The organism is Micromonospora sp. NPDC048898, assembly GCF_043198035.1.
Taxonomy (GTDB): domain Bacteria; phylum Actinomycetota; class Actinomycetes; order Mycobacteriales; family Micromonosporaceae; genus Micromonospora.
Genome location: NZ_JBICUF010000001.1, coordinates 1387173 through 1406523 on the forward strand (window position 1 = coordinate 1387173; position 19351 = coordinate 1406523).

The window sequence follows — 19351 nt, forward strand, 5'->3', positions numbered from 1 at the left end:
CTGGTGCTCCGGCCTCAGTCGCGGGTCAGCACGATGAGGTCGGCGTCGTGGGTAGCGCTCCAGTGCACGGGCAGGCCGACCGCGGCGAGGTGGCTGCCGGAGTAGTGCCGGTCGCCGTGCGAGTAGCGGGCCGCCGGGTCGAGGCCACGCAGGGGCAGCCGGACCGGGCGGGACGGAAGCAGGCCGGCGCCGTCGAGTCGGCCGGTGTGCCAGGCCAGGACGACCACCCGGCTCTGGTCCGGCGCGGTGTACTGCACCGCGCAGCGGGCCTGGTCGGGCCCGCCGATCAGGTGCACCTCGCCGCGCGTGACGACGTCCCGGATCTCCTTGTAGCGGGCGATCCAGCCGGCCGCCTCCGCCCGTTGCGCCGGGGTCCACGCCCGGATGTCCGCGCCGACGCCGAGCACGCCGGCCATCGCCAGCACGAACCGGAACGCGAGCGAGCGCGGTCGCGGGTCGAACAGGCCGGGCGCGTCGGTGACCCAGGAGCTGAGCAGGTGCGGGGCGTTGGCGTGCAGGAAGCCGTACTGGATGGCCAGCCGGTCCAGCGGGCCGGTGTTGTCGCTGGGCCAGAAGACGTCGGCGCGGGCGGCCATCGCCAGGTCGGTCCGCCCGCCTCCGCCGGCACACGCCTCGATCAGCACGCCGGGGTGGTCCCGGCGCAGCCGCTCGTAGATCCGGTGCAGGTTGGCGACGTGTGCGCCGTCCAGGTCGACCGGGCCGACCCCGCCGGGCCGACCCGGTTCGGTGCGTGGCCGGTTGAAGTCCCACTTCAGGTAGTCGATGTCGTACCGGCGGAGCAGACCGTCCACGGTGGAGTGAACGAACTCGGCGACCTCCGGCCGGCCCAGGTCGAGCAGGTACTGGTTGCGCACCGGGGTGAGCGGCCGGCCGTCGACGGAATAGACCCAGTCGGGGTGCTCGGCGTAGAGGGTCGACGTCGGGTTGACGCACTCCGGCTCCACCCAGAGCCCGAAGTTCAGCCCGAGTGCCCGGACGTCGGCGATGAACGCGTCGAACCCGCCCGGGAACTTCGCCGGGTCGGGTGTCCAGTCGCCCAGCCCGGCGGTGTCGTCGTTACGGCCGACGAACCAGCCGTCGTCCACGACGAACGTCTCCACGCCCAGCTCGGCGGCGATCCGGGCGAGCGCGAGCTGACTCTCCGCCTCGACGGCGAAGTAGGTGGCCTCCCACGAGTTGTAGAGCACCGGGCGTGGGGTGAGCCGGTCCCCGGCCAGCAGCCGCTGGTGGGTGTGCCAGACCCGGGCCAGGCCGTCCAGGCCGTCCGGGCTGTACGCGCCGGTGGCCACCGGCAGGCTCAGCCGCTCGCCCGGGCCCAGCTCCAGCGGGCCGTCGACAAGCTGACGGCCGACCCGGACCCGGGTCAGGCCGCCGGTGTCCCGCTCGGCGCTGATCTCCCACGAGCCGGTCCAGGCCAACCCCATCCCCCACGCCGGTCCGGCCGGGTCGGCGGTGTCCCGCACGGCCAACCAGGGCACGTGCAGATGCCCGGGTACGCCCTGGGAACTGCCGATGCGGAACGTGCCGTGGCCCAACTCGACGTGGGAGAGCTGGAACTCCTGCGACCACTGCCCCCACTGGTGGCTGAGCAGCGCGCCGTGCGGTGTGGGTACGCAGAACCCGCCCGATCCGGCCCGGACCACCCGCAGCGGGCCGGTGCCGTCGTTGCTCAGCTCGACCCAGCGTTGCACCACGTCGGTGCCTTCGGGCACCCGGTAGTGCACGGTGGCGCGCAGCCCGGTCACCGCGTCGGCGAACCCGACCGCCAACTCCCGCTGGTCGGCGTCCATCCGCGCCTCGGTGTGCACGAAGCCCACCCGGCGTTGCCCGTTCACACTCTCGATCACCAGGTCGGCGCCGGTGAACGGGCGGTCGGCGTCGGTGGCGTACTCGATGGGGGCGGCGTCCCCGGCGGTGAGGAACGGCACCGGGCCGTCGTAGGCGACAGGCGACGGCCCGTCGGTGACGCCGTGCGGCCCCCACGCGACGAGTTCCAGCCAGCGGCCGTGCGCGGGCACCGTCACGGTGTACTCGGTCCGCGTGCCGCGCAGCGTCCAGCGCTGCCCGGGCGCGGCGGTCACTTGACCGCTCCGAGCGCCAGGCCGGAGACGAAGTGTCGTTGGAAGCGCAGGAAGACCGCGACGGTGGGCACGGCCGCGATGACCGTGCCGGCGGCGATGACGTTCCAGGACGAGACGAACTGCCCCTGGAGGCCGAGCAGCGCCGGGGTGACAGGCATGTTGTCGTCGGTACGCAGCACGGTGATCGCCCAGAGCAGGTCGTTGAAGATCCAGGTGAAGGACAACGCGCCGAGGGCGGCCAGCGCGGGCCGGGTCAGCGGCAGCATCACCTTCGTGAAGATCTGCGCCGTGCCGGCGCCGTCGATGGTGGCCGCCTCCTGGATCTCGCCCGGCAGGTCCCGCATGAAGCCGTGCAGGACGAAGGTGTAGAAGCCGAGCCCGAAGCCGACCTGCACCGCGATCAGCGCCCAGAGCGTGTCGTACAGGCCGGTCAGCTCACTGAACTTGGCCACCGGGATGAGCAGGATCTGCGGTGGGAGCAGGTTGCCGGCGAGCATCAGCAGCAGGATCGTGCGCCGGCCCGGGATCCGGAAGCGGCTCAGCGCGAACGCGGCCATCGCGGCCAGCGCCAGGCTCAACGCCACCGACGGGACGGTGACGAGCATGCTGTTGATCAACGCGCGCAGCTCGCCGCCGTCGGTCCACGCCTGTCGGTAGGTGTCCAGGGTGAACGACCGGGGCAGGCTGCCCACGCCGTGCGCGGCGATGTCGTCGAACGATCGGGTGGACATCACCACGACCCAGAGCACCGGCCCGAGCCACAGCAGCGAGAGCAGGATCATGGCGGTGTGGAAGGCGCCGGTGCGGAGCTTGTTCATCAGGCTTCCTCCCGGAACGCGCGGACCAGGTAGCCGAGGATGACGGCCAGCGCGAGCACGAAGATCACGACGGCGATGGCGGAGGCGTAGCCCAGCCGCAGGCTCTGGAACGCGGTCGAGTACATGTAGGTGCTGAGCAGCTCCGACGAGTGGTACGGCCCGCCCTTGGTCAGCGACCAGACGATGTCGAACGAGCGCAGCGAGTCGATCACGATGACCGACAGCACCACGGCGTTGACCCCCTTGAGCTGGGGGATGGTGACGTGCCGCAGCCGCTGCCAGGCGTTGGCGCCGTCCATCCGGGCCGCCTCGTGCAGGGCCGGGTCGATCGCCTTGAGCCCGGCCAGGAACAGCACCATCACGTAGCCGATCTGCCGCCACAGGGCGGGCAGGATCACCGCGTACAGCGCGGTCTGCGGGTCGGCGAGCCAGGGCCGGATCAGGCTCTCCAGGCCGACGGCCCGCAGGATCGTGTCGGCGATGCCGTCGGGTTGGTAGAACACCCGCCAGACCAGCGCGGTCACCACCAGCGAGAACACGACCGGGGTGAACAGCGCGGCCCGGTAGAAGCCGACGCCGCGTCGCTCCTTCTGCAACACCAGCGCCATGCCGAAGCCGCCCAGCACGGAGAGGCCGCCGAAGAGCACCAGCCAGATCACCGTGTTGACGAGCGCACCCCGGAAGGTGGCATCACCGGCCAACTCGACGTAGTTGTCCGTGCCGACGAAGGTCGGCGACGACATCCCGTCCCAGCGGGTGAGCGAGAACCAGAAGCCCTGTAACGCCGGCCAGAACACCCAGATGCTCTCGACCGCGAACGGCACCAGGACGAACGCCACCAGCAGCGGCGACAGTCGAGCCGACCGTCGCCGCCGCCGGGTGGGTGTGACCGAGGTCGTGGAGATCGTTGCTGTCACGTCAGCCCTTGAAGACCTTCTCGGCGCCGGCCTGCCACTCCCGCAGGATCGCGTCGATCTGGTCCGGCTTGTCGATGAACTTGGTCAGTGCGGTGTCCGCGGTCGGCTGGAGTGCGTCGCTGGAGTCGCGGTTGAAGAACTGGGTCAACTCCTTGGCCTCGTCGAGCATCGCCTTGCCCTTGGCCACCAGCGGCGAGTCGGACGCCCTGGCCTTCGGGTTGGCCGGCAGCACGATGCCGGAGCTGGCCTTGACGTACGCCTCCTGGGCCTCGACCCCGGAGAGGTACGTGAGCAGCGCCTTGGTGCCGGTCGGGTTGGCGGTCTTCGCGCTGGCGAAGAAGCCGTCCGTCGGGGCCTCCTCGGCCAGCGGCACCGCCGGGTCGATGATCGGGAACCGGAAGAAGTCCAGGTCGCCGAGGGCGTCCTTGGGGGCGGCGTCGGCGAAGAACGTGCCGATCAGGAACATGCCGGTCTTGCCGGCCAGCAGGGCGGTGGTCGCCTCCTGGAACGGGTACGCCTTGCCCTTGGGGTCGAAGTAGGGCAGGGCCTCGCGCCAGCGGGTGAGGACCGCCTTGACCTTGGGGTCGTCGAAGCGCTGCTTGCCGGCGAGCAGCTCGCGGTGGAACGGCGCGCCGTTGATCCGGATGTTGAGGTAGTCGAACCAGGCCGAGGCCACCCACGGGGTGTCGCCGAGGCCGATGCCGATCGGCGGAACGCCCTTGCTCTTCAGCGTCTCGCAGACCGCCAGGAACTCGGTCCAGGTCTTCGGCTCCTGCACGCCCCACTTGGCGAAGTTGGACTTGCGGTAGAAGAAGCCCCACCAGTAGTTGTTCATCGGCACGAAGACCTGCTTGCCGCTGGCGTCGGTGGAGAGGGTGCGCAGCGACTGCGGGTAGTCACCGAGGGACTTCCAGACGTCGGAGACGTCCAGCAGCAGGTTCTTGCTGGCGTAGTCGTTGGCGACCGAGCCCGCGTACCAGGTGTAGAGGTCCGGGGGGTTGGCCGAGGTCAGGTAGGTCGGCAGCTGGGTCCGGAAGGTCTCCGAGGCGATCGTGTTGAGGCTCGCCGTGCCCTTGCCCTGCGCGTTGAAGGTCTCGATCAGCTTCTCCATCGCGGCCTTGGCCTGCGGCGAGGAGAGGTTGGACTGGATGGTGACCGCGCCCGAGCCGCCGCTCGTCGTCGGCCCGCTGGCGGAACTGGCGCACGCGCTGAGGAACGAGCTGGCGCCGAGGGCACCCAGGCCAGCGAGCCCGAGGTGGCCAAGGAATCGCCGGCGACCGGGGTCGAAGTCGCTCACGGAGGTATCCCTTCCTCTACGACACGTAGCGTCACCGCGCGATGTGTCGTCCATGTGAATGCTGTGACGAGAAGGTTGCATCGGCCGTCGCCGGCTGTCAAGATATCTTCGTAATTAATGATTAGACGAGACCAAGGCGAGGGTCAGGTGGATCAGCCTATGCGCCGGCTTGAAGGCAAGAACGCGCTGGTCACTGGTGCGATGGGCGGGATCGGCGCGGCCACGGCCCGGCGACTCGCCGCCGAGGGCGCTGCGGTCGCGCTGCTCGACGTGCACGACCCGGCCCCGCTGGCCGACGAACTGACCGCGCGTGACTACCGAGCACTTTCCGTAGTGGGCGATGTCAGCGACGAGAATGACTGGGCAGCGGCGGTCTCGGCCGCACGCACCCACCTCGGCCCGATCGACATCCTGGTCAGCACCGCGTACGCCGTTCGGGTCGCTCCGGCCCACGAGACCAGCCGACAGTCCTGGGACCACCAACTCGGCGTCAGCCTCACCGGCTCGTTCCTCGGCGTCCGCGCCTGCCTGGACGACCTGCGGGCGCGCAACGGCGCGGTGGTGCTGATCTCCTCGGTACACGCGCTCGTCGGGTTGCCCGGCCGGCCCGCGTACGCCGCGGCCAAGGGCGGCCTGGTCGCGCTCGGCCGCCAACTGGCCGTGGAGTACGGCCCCGAGGTGCGGGTCAACACCGTGCTGCCCGGTCCCATCCTCACCGCGGCCTGGACGGAGGTGTCCGAAGAGGACCGTCAACGCAGCGTCGCGGAGACCGTGGCGAAACGCTTCGGCACGCCGGACGAGGTGGCCTCAACAGTCGCCTTCCTCGCCTCACCGGACGCCGCGTACGTCACCGGTGCGAGCCTCGTGGTGGACGGTGGCTGGACAGCGGTGAAAGCCTCGGCCTGAGAGATCGATACCGACAAGCGAAAAGGCCAGGAGCATTGGCACAGTACGCACGCCGCGGCGTCCACGGGCAGACCGTCGAAGCGATCGCGCGTCGCATCCTCACCGGCGAGATCCCCGCCGGCGCGACCCTGAACATCGTCGCCCTGCAGGAGGAGTTCGACGTCAGCCTGACGGCGCTCCGCGAGGCGCTGAAGGTCCTCTCGGCCAAGGGCATCGTCGACGCCCGGCAGAAACGCGGCACCTTCGTCCGGCCCCGCGCCGACTGGAACCTGCTCGACGGTGACGTGATCCGTTGGCAGTTCGCCGAGGGTCCCGACGAGCGTCTGCTGGAGAAACTGCACGAGGTCCGCGCGATCATCGAGCCGGCCGCCGCGCGGCTGGCCGCCATCCGGGCCACCGAGGACGACCTGGCCGCCCTCGACCGGGCACTTGCCGAGATGGCCCAGGCCGACGGTGATCCCGCCGCCGCCGTCGCCGCCGACCTCGCCTTCCACCGCGCGTTGCTCACCGCCACGCACAACGAGCTGCTGGAGCGGATGGAGGTGGTGATGGAGACCGGGCTCGCCGAACGGGACCGCCTGGTGCACGGCGGCGCCGCGCACGACGACCCGGTGCCCAGCCACCGCGCCGTGGTCGACGCGCTGCGCGAGCGGAACGAGACGGCGGCGGAGACCGCCATGCGTGAGTTGCTGGACAAGGCCGTCCGCGACGTCGAGAAGGCACGGGGACGAAGGGGCAGTCAGTGAAGATCGAGCGCATCGAGACCTTCCTGGTCGCGCCACGGTGGCTGTTCTGCCGCGTGGAGACCGACGACGGGCTGGTCGGCTGGGGTGAGCCGGTGGTGGAGGGGCGCGCCGAGGTGGTGCGCAGTGCCGTCGAGGTGCTCTCCGAACACCTGATCGGTGCCGATCCGCTGCGGATCGAGCAGCACTGGCAGGTGCTCACCAAGGGCGGCTTCTACCGGGGTGGCCCGATCCTCTCCAGCGCGGTCGCCGGCCTCGACCAGGCGCTCTGGGACATCGCCGGGCAGGCGTACGGCGCGCCGGTGCACGCGCTCCTCGGCGGGCCGGTGCGCGAGAAGGTGCGGATCTACTCGTGGATCGGCGGGGACGAGCCCGGCGAGGTCGCCGACGCCGCCGCCGCGCAGGTCGCCGCCGGCCTCACCGGCGTCAAGATGAACGCCTGCGGGCGACTCTCCCCCATCCCCACCTCCGCCGAGGTGGACGAGGTGGTCGGCCGGGTCGCCGCCGCCCGCGAGGTGCTCGGCGGAGACCGGGACATCGCGGTGGACTTCCACGGCCGGGCCGGGCTGGCCGCGGTCCGCCGGATCCTGCCCGAGCTGGCGCCCCTGCGCCCGTTCTTCGTGGAGGAGCCGGTCCTGCCCGACCAGGCCCACCACCTGCGCGACATCGTCGCCAGCACACCGATCCCGGTGGCCACCGGCGAGCGCCTCTACGGCCGCTCCGAGTTCCTCGGCCCGTTGCAGGCCGGGGTCGCCGTGGTCCAGCCGGACCTGTCGCACGCCGGCGGGATCTCCGAGGTCCGCCGGATCGCCACGCTGGCCGAGACGTACGGCGCGCTGCTCGCCCCGCACTGCCCGCTGGGACCGATCTCCCTGGCGGCCAGCCTCCAGGTGGCCTTCGCGACACCGAACTTCCTGATCCAGGAGCAGAGCATCGGCATCCACTACAACGCCGGCTCGGAGTTGCTGGACTACCTGGTCGACCCGGAGCCGTTCCGGTTCGTGGACGGGCACATCGCCCGCCTCGACCGACCCGGCCTGGGCATCACCGTGGACGAGGCCGCGGTCCGCAAGGCCGCGCAAACACCGCACGCCTGGCGCAACCCGGTCTGGCAGCACGCCGACGGGTCGTTCGCCGAATGGTGACCGGCGCGACGTCGGTGCCGCTGCGGGTGGCGTACGACGCGACGCACGGCGGCCGGTGGACCAGCCTGCGCGGCGGTGGCCGGGAGTGGCTCTGGCGCGGCCCGGAGCCCGGCCGAGACGAGGTACGCCCCGACGACGCGTTCGTCGACGCCGGCGGGCTGGAGGAGTGCCTGCCGACCGTGCGCGGGTTACCCGACCACGGCGAGGTGTGGTCGCGGCCGTGGCGCAGTGCCGGTCCCGGCACCGTGGTGATCGAGCGGCCGACGTTCACCCTGAGCCGCCGGATCACCGACTCCGGCGGTGTGGTGGTGGCCGACTACCGGCTGGCCGCCGAGCCCGGGCATCGGTTCGTCTGGGCCGCACACGCCCTGCTCGACCTGTCCCCCTCGGCCCGCCTCGACGCACCCGCCGGCACACCGACCCGGTTGCACCCGGAGGCCGCCGCGTTCCTGCCGCCGGGCACCTGGCCCACCGGCGAGCCGTGGTCGACCGGGGCGTGGCCGGCCCCGGCCGGGCTGACGCTCGACACGTTCGGCCCGGACGACGGGACCGCACTCGGCGCGGTGCTGCTCGACTGCCCACGGGTCCAGGTGCGCGACGGTGCCGACCGGCTGACCATGGCGCTGGAGTGCGCGGGCCAGCCCCGCAGCACCGCGCTCTGGCGCAACCTGGGCGGTTGGCCGGACGGCCGCCCCTACCGCAGCGTCGGCGTCGAACCGATGCTCGGCGCGGCCTTCGACCTGGCCGACGCCGGCCCCGCCGACGCGGCGACAGTTCCGCCCGCCGGTGAGGTCACCTGGCGACTCACCATCTCCGCCCACCGCATCCACTGAGGACATTCGCGATGAACCTGCTCGACGAGCTGCGTACCCACCGGCTGCTGGCCATCGTGCGCGGCCCGGACCCGGCCGCCGCACTGGCCGCCGTACTCACCCTGGCCGAGAGTGGCGTCGCCCTGGTCGAGGTCTCACTGACAGGTGCCGACGCGCTCGGCGTCATCCGACGCGCCCGGGCCGCCCTCGGGCCGGACCACGCCCTGGGCGCGGGCACCGTACTCAGCGCCGAGGACGCCCGCGCGGCGGCGGACGCGGGCGCCGGTTTCCTGGTCACCCCGGCGATCGCACCGAGCCTCGCCGAGGGTGGCCGGCTCGGGCTGCCGGTGCTGGCCGGGGCACTCACCCCCACCGAGGTGGTGCAGGCCACCGCTGGCGGGGCCACCGCCGTCAAGCTCTTCCCGGCCTCCCTCGGCGGGCCCGACTACCTCGGCGCGCTGCGCGACCCGTTCCCCGGCACCGCGTTCGTGCCGGTCGGCGGGATCGACGCGGACGGCGCGCGGCACTACCTCGACCGGGGCGCCGTCGCGGTCGGCGTCGGCTCGCCGCTGCTCGGTGACGCCGTCCGGGGCGGCGACCTGGCGGCGCTCCGCGAGCGCGCGGCCAGCTTCCGCGCGGCGGTGCAGCGGTGACCGACCTGCTCACGCTCGGCGAGACGATGGCGGCGTTCCGCAGCAGCGGCCCGCTGCGGCTGGGTGGCACCGCCGGGATCTCCGTCGCCGGCGCGGAGTCGACGGTGGCCATCGGGGTGGCCCGGCTCGGCCACCGCGCCGCCTGGGTCGGGGTCACCGGCGCCGACGAGCCCGGTGAGCTGGTCCGCCGTACGCTGCGCGCCGAGGGTGTCGACCTGACCTGGTCCCGGATCGACGCGACAGCGCCCACCGGGCTGATCCTCTTCGAGAACCGGGTCGCCGACATCAACCGGGTCACCTACCACCGCGCCGGATCGGCCGGCTCCCGGCTGCGCCCGACCGACGTGACACGTGCCTTCGACGCGCCCGGGTCACCACCCCGGCTGCTGCACGTCACAGGCATCACCTGCGCGCTGGGCGCCGAGCCGTACCAGGCGGTGGTGGAGGCCGTGCGGCGTGCCCGCGCGGCCGGCAGCACCGTCTGCCTGGACGTCAACCACCGGCAGCGGCTCTGGTCGGTCGCCGAGGCCGCCGCCGCGCTTCGACCGCTGCTGCCCGCGCTCGATCTGGTCGTCGCCTCCGACGACGAGTTGGCCGTCCTGACCGACGCGGCCGACCCGGTCGCGGCGCTCCTCTCGGCCGGCGTGACCGAGGTCGTGGTCAAGCACGGCGCCGACGGGGCGACCAGCCACCACGCGACCGGCACGGTGCACCGGCCGGCCCGGACGGTGCCGGTGGTGGACACCGTCGGCGCGGGCGACGCGTTCGTGGCCGGGCTGCTCTCCGCCTGGCTCGACGGTGCCGACGCGCCGACCCGGCTGGACCGGGCGGTCACCACCGGCGCGTTCGCGGTGGCCACCAGGGGCGACTGGGAGGGCCTGCCCGACCGGGCCGAGCTGGCGCTGCTCGACCACGGCCCCGGCGGTACGGTCCGCTGACGATCCCTTGGAGGAGCACCATGGAGCTGACCGAACCGACCGTCTGGAGCGGTGACCGGCTGGAGCTGGGCGAAGGGCTGCGCTGGGTCGACGACCGGCTGGTCCTCGTCGACCTGCTGGCCGGACGACTGCTGGAGACCGGCGGCGACGCCCCCGCCCCGCTGCGGGAGGTGCGCCGCCTCGACGTACCGCTCGGCGCGGTCGCCCCGGTGGCCGGCTCACCCGGTGACTGGCTCGCCGCCGCCGGCACCGGCGTCACGGTGCTGCCCGCCGGCGACGCCCCCCGGCCGGTCGCCGACCTGGTCGCGGACGCACCCGAGCCGACCCGGATGAACGACGCGGTCGCCGACCCGCACGGCCGTTTCTGGGCCGGCAGCATGACGTACGCGATGGTGCCGGGCGCTGGCACGCTGTTCCGACTGACCCCGGGCGCCGAGCCGGTCCCCGCGGTGACCGGGTTGACCATCCCGAACGGACCGGCGTTCGACGCGGCCGGCACCACCATGTACCTGGCCGACACGCCGCTGGGCGAGGTCGACAGGTTCACCGTCGACCCGGGCACCGGTGACCTGCACGGGCGGGAGCCGTTCCTGCGGTTGTCCCCCGCCGACGGCGCCCCGGACGGCATGACCGTCGACGCGGCGGGCCACCTCTGGATCGCGTTCTGGGGCGGCTCGGCGGTTCGCCGCTACCGGCCGGACGGCACCCTGGACCGGGAGATCCGGCTACCGGCGACGCAACCGGCCGGCATCTGCCTGGGCGGCCCCGACCTGCGCCGACTCTTCATCGGCACGGCTCGGGTGGGGCTGGACTCGGCGGCCCCGCAGGACGGCGCGCTGTTCGCGGTGGACGTCGAGGTCCCCGGCCTGCCCGCCGCGTACGCCGCCGCACCGGTGAGCTGACGGAGGCATATCGGACGCCAGGGCGGGAACAACCGCACCGGAGCGCGCAACCGACGGCAGGAGGCGAGACGGTGGGCATCGTGAGGTGGGCGTCATGAACGGGCCGGTGGGCGACGAGCCGGTGGGCGAGCTGGAACTGGTGCACACCTTCACCGGCCCGATGCCGACCGGGGTGAGCGTCTCGCACCGGGGCCGGATCTTCGTCAACTTCCCGAAGTGGGGCGACAAGGTGCCGGCCACCGTCGTGGAGCTGCGCGACGGCCGGGAGGTGCCCTACCCCGACCAGGCGTGGAACACCCCGTCCGGTGACGACGACGCGGGCGCGTTCGTGTCGGTGCAGAGCATCGTGGTGGATCCGGCCGACCGGCTCTGGGTGGTGGACACCGGCAGCCCGATGTTCCAGCCCACGAAGCCGGGTGGGCCGAAGCTGGTGCGGATCGACCTGGACACCGACACGGTCGCCCAGGTGATCACCTTCCCTCCGGACGTGGCGCTACCGACGACGTACCTCAACGACGTCCGCTTCGACCTGCGGCGGGGCGAGGCGGGGGTCGCGTACATCACCGACTCGGCGGACTCCGGGCCGAACGGGATCATCGTGGTGGACCTGGCCAGCGGGGCCTCCTGGCGGCGGCTGCACGACCACCCGTCCACGAAGGCGGAACCGCTGAAGAACTACCGCCCCTTCGTCGAGGGCCGGCCGCTCCTGACCCGCCCGAAGGACGGGCCGCCGAAGCCGCTGGCGATGGGCTCCGACAGCATCGCGATCTCGGCCGACGGCAGCCGGCTGTACTACTCGCCGCTGATCTCCCGACGCCTGCACAGCGTGTCCGCCGAGGCGCTGGCCGACCCGTCGGTCACCCAGGAGGCGGTGGCCGCCACGGTCGTGGACGAGGGGGACAAGGCCACCGGGTCGGACGGCTTGGAGTCCGACGACGCGGGGCGGCTCTACCTCACCTCGTACGAGCACAACGCGGTGCTGCGGCGGCACCCGGACGGCCAGTACGAGACCCTGGTCCACGACCCCCGACTGCTCTGGCCGGACACCATGTCGGTGGCCACCGACGGGTACCTCTACGTCACCGCCAACCAGCTGCACCGGCAGCCGCAGTACCAGCGGGGTCAGGACCTGCGACGCAAGCCGTACGCGCTGTTCCGCACCCGCATCGACGCCGGCCCGGTGCTGCTGCGCCGCTGACCATGGCGCCCGCCCCCACCGCGAGCGAATGATGAAAGGCAGCCCCACGGAACCCCAGACCTACCTCTCGTCACCTGGAGATGATGCCAGGTGGGATGAGGTGTTCGAGGTGATGAAACGTCGGACCCAGCCGACGATCCGCTCGTACAACTCACCGGGGTCGTCGGCAGGCCGCTCGGCGACGGCCACGTAGTAGAGGGTGCCCGCGTATCCGGCGAGTCCGACGCGATCCGAGCCGTACGCCTCGGCGATCTGGTTCTGGGCCGGTGCGCAGGGCCAGTACGCGCCGGGCTCGCATGCCTGGCAAGTCCACGACGGCCGGTCGGGCAGGTGCCCGTCAGCTCCGATGCGCTGATGCATCTCCGCGACGTCGCGGGTCGCCCGGATCTGTGGAGTGCTCACTCGGCCGGCAAGCCGTCGAGGTGCCAGGCCCGGCGCCGTCGCGCCGACTCGGGTTGTCGTCGGTCCTCGACGGGTTGGCCGGCTACTACCCGCCGGCGAGCTGAAGCGTGCATTGGGATGCGCGCTCGATGGGGTTGGCGATCGATCGGTCTGGGCCACATCGACATCCTCAGAAGACGGTGGATCGCGGCGAAGGCCTTCTGCCTGCGGCGATGGGACTTCCTGCTGACGCTTGCCCTTGGATGCTGACCGGAGCCAGGCGACGACGGGGAGCTAACCAAAAGCTAGTGCACTAGCTCTGCCTGAGCAAGGAAACTTGGCACACCAGGTTGTGTGTGATCGACTGGTCGGGCTGACCGGAGGTTCATTTCCATGCCGAAGAAGCCTGCCTACCTGGCGATCGCGGCACATCTGCGTGCAGCGATCCAATCCGGCAGCCTCCCCGCAGGAGCGAAGCTGCCCAGCGAGACGCAACTGATGCGCCAGTACGAGGTCAGCCGGACTGTCGCCAAGTGGGCGATCAGCGTCCTCAAGGGCGAAGGAGTCGTCGAAGGTCGGGCCGGCTCGGGCGTCTACGTGCGGGCTGCCCGTCAACTGGTACGCCAAGCGCCAGGCCGCGAGCTGCGAACGACATCGGGTTCGACGTCCCCGTTCGCCCGGGACGCGGGCCGTGCCGGGCAACAAGCCACCTGGGAGCACGACAGCCGCCACGACCTGGCCGATGACCGGATCGCTGCTCGGCTGGGTGTGGAGCCGGGCGCACCAATCATGCGGACGACGTACCGCTTCCTGGCTGACGGCGAACCGATCCAACTGTCGACGTCGTATGAGCCGCTGAACATCACCGGGGGCAGCCCCGTGGAGTGGCCGGAGGCCGGGTCCGCCGTCGGCGTGGTGGCCCGGATGGACGCGATCGGGATCCGAATCGACGAATTCGTGGAGCGAGTCACCCTGCGGGCGGCGCTGGAGGCCGAGGCAGAAGCACTTGCCCTGCCCGCGCGAGCCGCGTTCGTCCACGTGATCGAGCGGACCTACTACGCCGGTGAGATGCCCGTCGAGACGGCGGACATCGTCCTGCCGGGCGGCCGGTACGAGTTGGTGTACCGAATTCCGGTGGAGTAAGCCCGCCACCCCGATATCCGACGCAATCTTGGACAGTTTCCGTTACGCGTTAACGGAAACTGTCCAAGATTGCCGGAGTGGAAACGGTCAGCCGACTTGTCAGGTAGCCGGCAGGGCGCGGTCCAGGAGGTCGAAGAGGGCGGCCCAGTGGCGTTCGGCGGCCTGCTCGTCGTACGCCGGGGTGTCGGCCATGGTGAAGCCGTGGTGGGCACCCTCGTACACCTCGGAGCGGTAGCGCACGCCGGCGGCGTCCAGGGCCTTCTCCAGCGTGGCGATCTGCTCGGGTGTCATCGACCGGTCGGCGTCGGCGTGCCCGAAGTACACCTCGCCGGTGATCGAGCCGACGCCCAGGTGCGGGCTGTCCGGCGCGTCGGTGGCGAGGTACCCGCCGTGGAAGCTGGCGATCGCGGCGATGCGGTCCGGGTGCGCCTCGATGGCCCGCAGCGCGTTCGTGCCACCCAGGCAATAGCCGGTGATGGCGACCGGGCCCGGCCGGACGTCGTCGCGGGCGCCCAGGAAGTCGAGGTACGCGGTGGTGTCCCGGTCGAACACGTCCGGGGTCAACGCGCCGACCAGCGGCATGATCTTCTCGAAGAGCGCGCCGCGCTGGTCGGCCTCGCCGAGGCGGGACAGGTCGAACAGCGGTGCCCGGCCAGCCCGGTAGAAGAGGTGGGGTGTCAGCACCAGGTAGCCCCGGGCGGCGATCCGCTCCGCCATCTCGACCAGGCGTGGGCGCGGCCCGAAGGCGTCCATGAAGAGCAGCACCGCCGGGAAGGGGCCGTCGCCGTCCGGCCGGGTCAGGGACGCGTCCGCGACCCCGTCGCCGGTCGGGATGTCCACAGTCGTCGTCCGCACCGCGCCTCCTCGTCCGAAAGTCCTTGATCGTCGGGAACGTTACCCGCCGGGCAGCCGACCCGTCCGCCACCCAGGGACCGCCGATCCCTGGATAAGACGGCCCTGGGTGGTCGTCGGCGACCGACCCAGGCTTGGCGGTGACCGATGAGGGACACCGTCGACCTGGGAGATGTTGTGCTCGACCTGACAGTTCCGAACCTGACCGGAAAACTCGCAGTCGTCACCGGCGGCAGCGACGGCCTGGGCCTCGGCCTGGCCACGCGGCTGGCGCGCGCCGGGGCCGAGGTGGTGCTGCCGGTCCGCAACCCGGCCAAGGGCGCCGCCGCGCTGGACGCCGTCCGGGCCGCCGCGCCGGGTGCCGTCGTCTCGACGCGGGAGCTGGACCTCGCCTCGCTGGACTCGGTGGCCGCGCTGGCCGGCACGCTGCTCGCCGAGGGCCGACCGATCCACCTCCTGATCAACAACGCGGGCGTGATGACGCCGCCGACCCGGCACGCCACCGCCGAGGGCTTCGAGCTGCAGTTCGGCACCAACCACCTCGGGCACTTCGCGCTGACCGGGCGGCTGCTGCCGCTGCTGCGGGCCGGACGGGCCCGGGTCACCACCATGTCGAGCAGCGCCGCCCGTTCCGGCCGGCTCGACTGGGACGACCTGCAGAGCACCCACCGGTACGCGGCGATCCGCGCCTACAACGCCTCCAAGCTGGCCACCCTGCACTTCGGGTTGGAACTTGACCGACGCAGTCGGGCCGGCGACTGGGGCATCGTCAGCAACGTCGCCCATCCGGGCACGACGATGACCAACCTGTACGCGTCCGGTCCCAACCTGGGTCGCGGCCGACCCTCGCCACACCACTCGATCATGAGCCGGCTGGCCCGCTGGGGCGTCCTGGTGCACTCGGTGGACGCCGGCCTGCTCCCCGCCCTCTACGCCGCCACCAGCCCACAGGCGCAGGGCGGCCGGTTCTACGGCCCGGACGGGCTGGGGCAGTTCACCGGCAAACCGACCGAGCTGGCCGTGTACCGCTCCGCGCGCGGCACTGGTGACGCGGCACGGCTGTGGACGGTGTCGGAGCGGCTGGTGGGCGTCGAGTTCTGAGCCGGAAGCGCCCCAGCGTGAACGGGGCGTCAAGAAATGGCGGCGGCCCGTCGAAACGGCGTATCGAGGGGGTGCTGCGGCGTCGCCCGGTGGTGACGATGGGCCCATGAGTCCTTGGCGGATGACACGCTGGGAACGCGGAGACCTCCCACCCGGCAGCGACACCGACAGCAGCCCCAGCGAACCCGCGACCTGGGCGGACGAGCCGGAGCGTCGGCACGAGGCGCTGGTCAGCGTCCGGCTCGGCCCGTCCGCGCCCGGCAGTCACCTGGTGGAGTACCTGCGGCACGAGCCGTGCGCCGTCGCGGCGTGGTGGATCGCCGCCGACGTCGACGCCGTGGTCCGCCTCTCCGCCGGCAGCATCACCGTGCTGCACCGTGCTGTGGCCGATCTGCGCCTGCGCGCCGGAGTGGAGGTGGCGGAGGCCAACTACGTCCTCCGCGCGCTCGACCTGACCACGCCGGCCGGCCCGCGTACCGCGAAGGGCACCTCGGCCTGGGTGGTGTCCGCCGCATGAGCCGCCCCACCGGCGCCCGCCGGGTCGTGGTGGGAGTCGACCGCTCGTTCGCCGGGATGCAGGCGCTGCGCCGGGCCATGCAGCTGGCCCGCCGTGACGGCGCGCAGCTGGACGCGGTCCGCGCGTGGGTCTTCGCGCCGACATGGCGGCCCGGCACCCTGACCTGGCGCTGGCAGGACGAGTGCGACAAGGCGGCCCTGGTCTACCTGCGCGGCGTCTTCGACGCGGCGCTTGGCGGGATGCCCCGGGACGTGACCGTGCGGCTGGTGGCGACCCAGGGGTACGCCGGGCAGGTGCTTGTCGACCACGCGCACCGGGACACCGACCTGCTGGTCGTCGGCAGCCCGGATCGCGGCCGGTTCGGTCGGTCCCGCGGCCACGTCACCCGGTACTGCGTGACGCGTGCGGTCGTGCCGGTCGTCGCGGTGCCCGCGCCGTCCTGGGCGCGGGCCGCCACGATCCGCCGCTTCGCCCGCGACCTCGAACAGTTCAGCCGATGACCGCCGCAGCCGCGGCCCAGCCGGCATTCGCCGCAACCGCGACACCTGTGGAAAGGACCAACCCGGCCATGGATGAAGTCCCGATAGTCTTTGCCGTTCCGGTGCGCGATCTGCCGGGACGGCTGGTGCGGACGGTGCGAACCGGCCGTTCGCCGCAGGGGCAGCGGGTGGGCATCGCCTTCACCCGACCGGAGCTTCTGGTCGCCGCGATGGGCGCGGATCAGCACTGGGAAGAGCTGTGCGAGTCCGCGCTGCGCGGCATGTTGCGCCCGCTCGGCATCGACGTGATCCAGGTCGATCCGCTGCTGGTGGCACCGCCGCTCGACCCGAGCAGCGGCGACCGGGCCGCGCCGACAGTGCCGGCCCGCGCACCGGCCGCCGGTCAGGCGCGGACGAAGCGCACCGCGTCCGCGACCACGTGGCCGTCGGTGTCCTCGGTGCGGATCAGCACGCTTCCGTCGCTGCCCGCCGTGAACGGGTAGGTGCCCAACGCCACCCACTGGCCGCCGGCCTGCCGCTGGTCCACCGTGCGGGTGACCAGCCCGCCGGAGTATTCGATGTCGACAGGCACGTTCGTCGCCCGGTTCGGGTTGGCGGTCCAGCGTAGGTGTACGGTCCACGACCCGGCGGCGGGCAGCGTCGGGCGGAACCGCAACCGGTTGACGCCCTTGGCGGTGTTGCCGTCGTGCTCGTAGTCCGGGCCGTAGTAGCCGCCGACGCTCGTGCTGCGCAGCCACGTGCCGGCCCGGGTGATCCCGCTGCTCGCCGCGTTGTCCAGGATCACCTCGCTCGTCGAGCCCCACTCCAGCACCGCGCCGTCCTGCCGCAGCCGGGCCTGGAGGGTGGGCACGGGCACCTCCTGCACGGCGAGGTTCCCGGCGAGGGCCAGCGACGCGGCGGTGGCCGCCGCCTGGCCGAGGATCATGAACACGGGTTCCATCCGGATCGAGCCGTACGCGATGTGGCTCGCCGAGAGACAGACAGGCACCAGCAGGTTGGCGCACTGCGCCTGGTGCGGCACGATCGCCCGGTAGCTCACCGGGTACGGCGCCGGCACGCCGATCTGCACGTCCCCCTCGTTGCGGACCCGACCGTTGACGACCACCCGCTGGCAGTTGTGCGAGTCCATCGTGTAGCTGGCCAGGCCCACCGAGTCGGTGGCGCGTACCCGGCCCCGACAGTCGGCCTCGGTCAGCACGTACGCGGAGACCATCCGGCGGGCCTCGCGGATGTAGAGCAGCGGCGGCCAGCCACCGGTGGAGGTGAACTCGTCCACCGGCAGCCCCCACCGGGCGGTCGAGTCACGTACCGATGCCGGCAGCCGGGGGTCGTTGGCCAGGAACCACATCAGCCCCTGCTGGTAGGTGCGGTGTTCGGCGATGATGCTCTCCCGCGTGGCCCAGCTGGCCGTCGGGTACGCGTGGTTGAAGCCGATGTTGTCGGTGGACACGGCACCGTTGTTGTTGGAGTCGGTCTTCCCGCCGCCGATCGAGTGCGTGGTGAAGTACGGCCCGGCGTAGCCGGCCTGGATGTGGCGCAGCAGCAGCTCGTACCGGATCGGGTCGTAGCCGGACGGTTTGCCGAACGGGATCCGGTTGGCCGCCTGGGTCAGGCACATCCGGAAGCAGTACGCCTGGATCCGGTCGTCGGCGCTGCCGCGCGGTGCGAGCGGCGTGGCGGAGATGCCCGGCAGCAGGCCGCTGGCGGGCGAGCCGGCAGTCACGTACGGGTCGACGGGGTAGGCGAACTGGTGGGTGTTGCCGGACTGCACCCCGTTGATCGTCTCGCCGTACGTGTCGTTGGACTCCCGCCCGACGGTGAAACTCACCCCGGCCATGGCCAGCAGGTCACCCTCGTAGGTGGCGTCGACGAACGCCCCGCCCCGGTAGATCGACCCGTCCTCGGTGCGCAGCTCGGTGATCCGGTCACCGCTGCGGCCGACGCCGCTGAGCCGGGCGTCGACGATCACCGGCACGCCCGCCTCGGCCAGCAGGTCGGCGAAGACCTCGGCGGCGACGTGCGGTTCGAAGGTCATCCGCAGCGGTGACGTCGGTGTGAGGGTTCCGCCGTGGTACTTGACGTACACCCGGCGGTAGAACTCGGCGGCAAGCCCGCCGATGGACGCCTGGACGCCGGTGTCGGTGGCGCCCAGCCCGGCGGTGCTCAACCCACCGACGTGGCTGGTGGGCTCCACCACCACTGCGGTGCGGCCGAGCCGGCGCATGGTGACCGCGGCGGCCAGTCCGCCGGAGGTGGCACCGTAGACGACCAGGTCGGCGGTGGTGACCGCGGCTCGGGCGGGGTCGGCCCGGAACGGGTCGGTGAGACCGGCCAGGACGAGGCCGGCACCGCCGGCGGTCAGCAGCCGACGACGGGACAGGGGAAGGGACACGGCGGAGCTCCCGAGGGGTAACCGGTGGAGGGGA

General features: G+C 72.2%; 20 protein-coding genes. 13 read left to right on the forward strand and 7 right to left on the reverse strand.

Features of this window, described 5'->3' with window-relative positions; all coding sequences use genetic code 11:
- Positions 1-14: 14 nt before the first annotated feature.
- The 4 genes from ACGFIQ_RS06520 to ACGFIQ_RS06535 are packed head-to-tail and all read right to left on the reverse strand — an operon-like array spanning position 15 to position 5134.
- Entirely contained in the window at positions 15-2102 is a 2088-nt protein-coding gene (locus tag ACGFIQ_RS06520) for an alpha-galactosidase (protein ID WP_393240022.1), read from the reverse strand.
- Positions 2099-2920: a carbohydrate ABC transporter permease gene (locus ACGFIQ_RS06525; RefSeq protein ID WP_357072391.1), complete on the reverse strand. Its 822-nt coding sequence runs from the start codon at positions 2918-2920 to the stop codon at positions 2099-2101. The genes ACGFIQ_RS06520 and ACGFIQ_RS06525 overlap by 4 nt, the downstream gene beginning before the upstream one ends.
- On the reverse strand, positions 2920-3837 hold the full coding sequence (locus tag ACGFIQ_RS06530; RefSeq protein ID WP_393240025.1) for a carbohydrate ABC transporter permease: 918 nt from the start codon (positions 3835-3837) through the stop codon (positions 2920-2922). The genes ACGFIQ_RS06525 and ACGFIQ_RS06530 overlap by 1 nt, the downstream gene beginning before the upstream one ends.
- Position 3838: 1 nt before the next feature.
- On the reverse strand, positions 3839-5134 hold the full coding sequence (locus ACGFIQ_RS06535) for an ABC transporter substrate-binding protein (protein WP_393240028.1): 1296 nt from the start codon (positions 5132-5134) through the stop codon (positions 3839-3841).
- Positions 5135-5293: 159 nt separating this feature from the next.
- Between ACGFIQ_RS06535 and ACGFIQ_RS06540 the strand changes: the two genes are divergently transcribed.
- The 8 genes from ACGFIQ_RS06540 to ACGFIQ_RS06575 all read left to right on the forward strand — a co-directional run bounded on the left by ACGFIQ_RS06540 (position 5294) and on the right by ACGFIQ_RS06575 (position 12431).
- Positions 5294-6040 (forward strand): SDR family NAD(P)-dependent oxidoreductase, encoded by a 747-nt coding sequence (locus ACGFIQ_RS06540; RefSeq protein ID WP_393240031.1) that lies wholly within the window; start codon positions 5294-5296, stop codon positions 6038-6040.
- A gap of 35 nt (positions 6041-6075) precedes the next feature.
- On the forward strand, positions 6076-6786 hold the full coding sequence (locus tag ACGFIQ_RS06545; RefSeq protein ID WP_393240034.1) for a FadR/GntR family transcriptional regulator: 711 nt from the start codon (positions 6076-6078) through the stop codon (positions 6784-6786).
- Positions 6783-7928, forward strand: a complete 1146-nt coding sequence (gene dgoD / locus ACGFIQ_RS06550; protein WP_393240037.1) for a galactonate dehydratase — start codon at positions 6783-6785, stop codon at positions 7926-7928. The genes ACGFIQ_RS06545 and dgoD overlap by 4 nt, the downstream gene beginning before the upstream one ends.
- Positions 7922-8761 carry a hypothetical protein gene (locus tag ACGFIQ_RS06555; RefSeq protein ID WP_393240040.1) on the forward strand — a complete coding sequence of 280 codons (840 nt, stop codon included), beginning with the start codon at positions 7922-7924 and terminating at the stop codon, positions 8759-8761. Before dgoD ends, ACGFIQ_RS06555 begins: the two co-directional genes overlap by 7 nt.
- A gap of 11 nt (positions 8762-8772) precedes the next feature.
- Entirely contained in the window at positions 8773-9393 is a 621-nt protein-coding gene (locus ACGFIQ_RS06560) for a bifunctional 4-hydroxy-2-oxoglutarate aldolase/2-dehydro-3-deoxy-phosphogluconate aldolase (protein WP_393240043.1), read from the forward strand.
- Positions 9390-10331 (forward strand): sugar kinase, encoded by a 942-nt coding sequence (locus ACGFIQ_RS06565; protein WP_393240045.1) that lies wholly within the window; start codon positions 9390-9392, stop codon positions 10329-10331. The genes ACGFIQ_RS06560 and ACGFIQ_RS06565 overlap by 4 nt, the downstream gene beginning before the upstream one ends.
- Before the next feature lie 20 nt (positions 10332-10351).
- Positions 10352-11233, forward strand: a complete 882-nt coding sequence (locus tag ACGFIQ_RS06570) for an SMP-30/gluconolactonase/LRE family protein (RefSeq protein WP_393240047.1) — start codon at positions 10352-10354, stop codon at positions 11231-11233.
- A gap of 94 nt (positions 11234-11327) precedes the next feature.
- Positions 11328-12431: an L-dopachrome tautomerase-related protein gene (locus tag ACGFIQ_RS06575; protein ID WP_393240050.1), complete on the forward strand. Its 1104-nt coding sequence runs from the start codon at positions 11328-11330 to the stop codon at positions 12429-12431.
- A 60-nt stretch (positions 12432-12491) separates the two neighbouring features.
- On the opposite strand, the gene ACGFIQ_RS06580 is transcribed toward ACGFIQ_RS06575, so the two are convergent.
- The gene (locus ACGFIQ_RS06580; RefSeq protein ID WP_393240053.1) at positions 12492-12833 is read right to left on the reverse strand and encodes a hypothetical protein; all 342 of its coding nucleotides are present in this window, start codon (positions 12831-12833) and stop codon (positions 12492-12494) included.
- A 372-nt stretch (positions 12834-13205) separates the two neighbouring features.
- Between ACGFIQ_RS06580 and ACGFIQ_RS06585 the strand changes: the two genes are divergently transcribed.
- Positions 13206-13955, forward strand: a complete 750-nt coding sequence (locus ACGFIQ_RS06585; protein WP_393240055.1) for a GntR family transcriptional regulator — start codon at positions 13206-13208, stop codon at positions 13953-13955.
- A 99-nt stretch (positions 13956-14054) separates the two neighbouring features.
- Here ACGFIQ_RS06585 and ACGFIQ_RS06590 read toward each other — a convergent pair whose 3' ends face one another.
- A complete protein-coding gene (locus ACGFIQ_RS06590; RefSeq protein WP_393240058.1) occupies positions 14055-14810 on the reverse strand; it encodes a dienelactone hydrolase family protein in 756 nt (251 codons plus the stop codon).
- Between the two features lie 144 nt (positions 14811-14954).
- Between ACGFIQ_RS06590 and ACGFIQ_RS06595 the strand changes: the two genes are divergently transcribed.
- From ACGFIQ_RS06595 to ACGFIQ_RS06610, 4 genes are all read left to right on the forward strand, one after another.
- A complete protein-coding gene (locus ACGFIQ_RS06595) occupies positions 14955-15908 on the forward strand; it encodes an SDR family oxidoreductase (RefSeq protein WP_393240061.1) in 954 nt (317 codons plus the stop codon).
- A 106-nt stretch (positions 15909-16014) separates the two neighbouring features.
- Positions 16015-16425, forward strand: a complete 411-nt coding sequence (locus ACGFIQ_RS06600) for a hypothetical protein (RefSeq protein WP_393240063.1) — start codon at positions 16015-16017, stop codon at positions 16423-16425.
- Positions 16422-16925, forward strand: a complete 504-nt coding sequence (locus ACGFIQ_RS06605; protein WP_393240066.1) for a universal stress protein — start codon at positions 16422-16424, stop codon at positions 16923-16925. Before ACGFIQ_RS06600 ends, ACGFIQ_RS06605 begins: the two co-directional genes overlap by 4 nt.
- Positions 16922-17407, forward strand: coding sequence for an SAV_915 family protein (locus tag ACGFIQ_RS06610; protein WP_393240069.1), 486 nt, complete (start codon positions 16922-16924; stop codon positions 17405-17407). Before ACGFIQ_RS06605 ends, ACGFIQ_RS06610 begins: the two co-directional genes overlap by 4 nt.
- Here ACGFIQ_RS06610 and ACGFIQ_RS06615 read toward each other — a convergent pair.
- Complete coding sequence (locus ACGFIQ_RS06615; protein ID WP_393240072.1) at positions 17308-19317, reverse strand: FAD-dependent oxidoreductase; 2010 nt, start codon at positions 19315-19317, stop codon at positions 17308-17310. The genes ACGFIQ_RS06610 and ACGFIQ_RS06615 overlap by 100 nt on opposite strands.
- Positions 19318-19351: the final 34 nt, after the last annotated feature.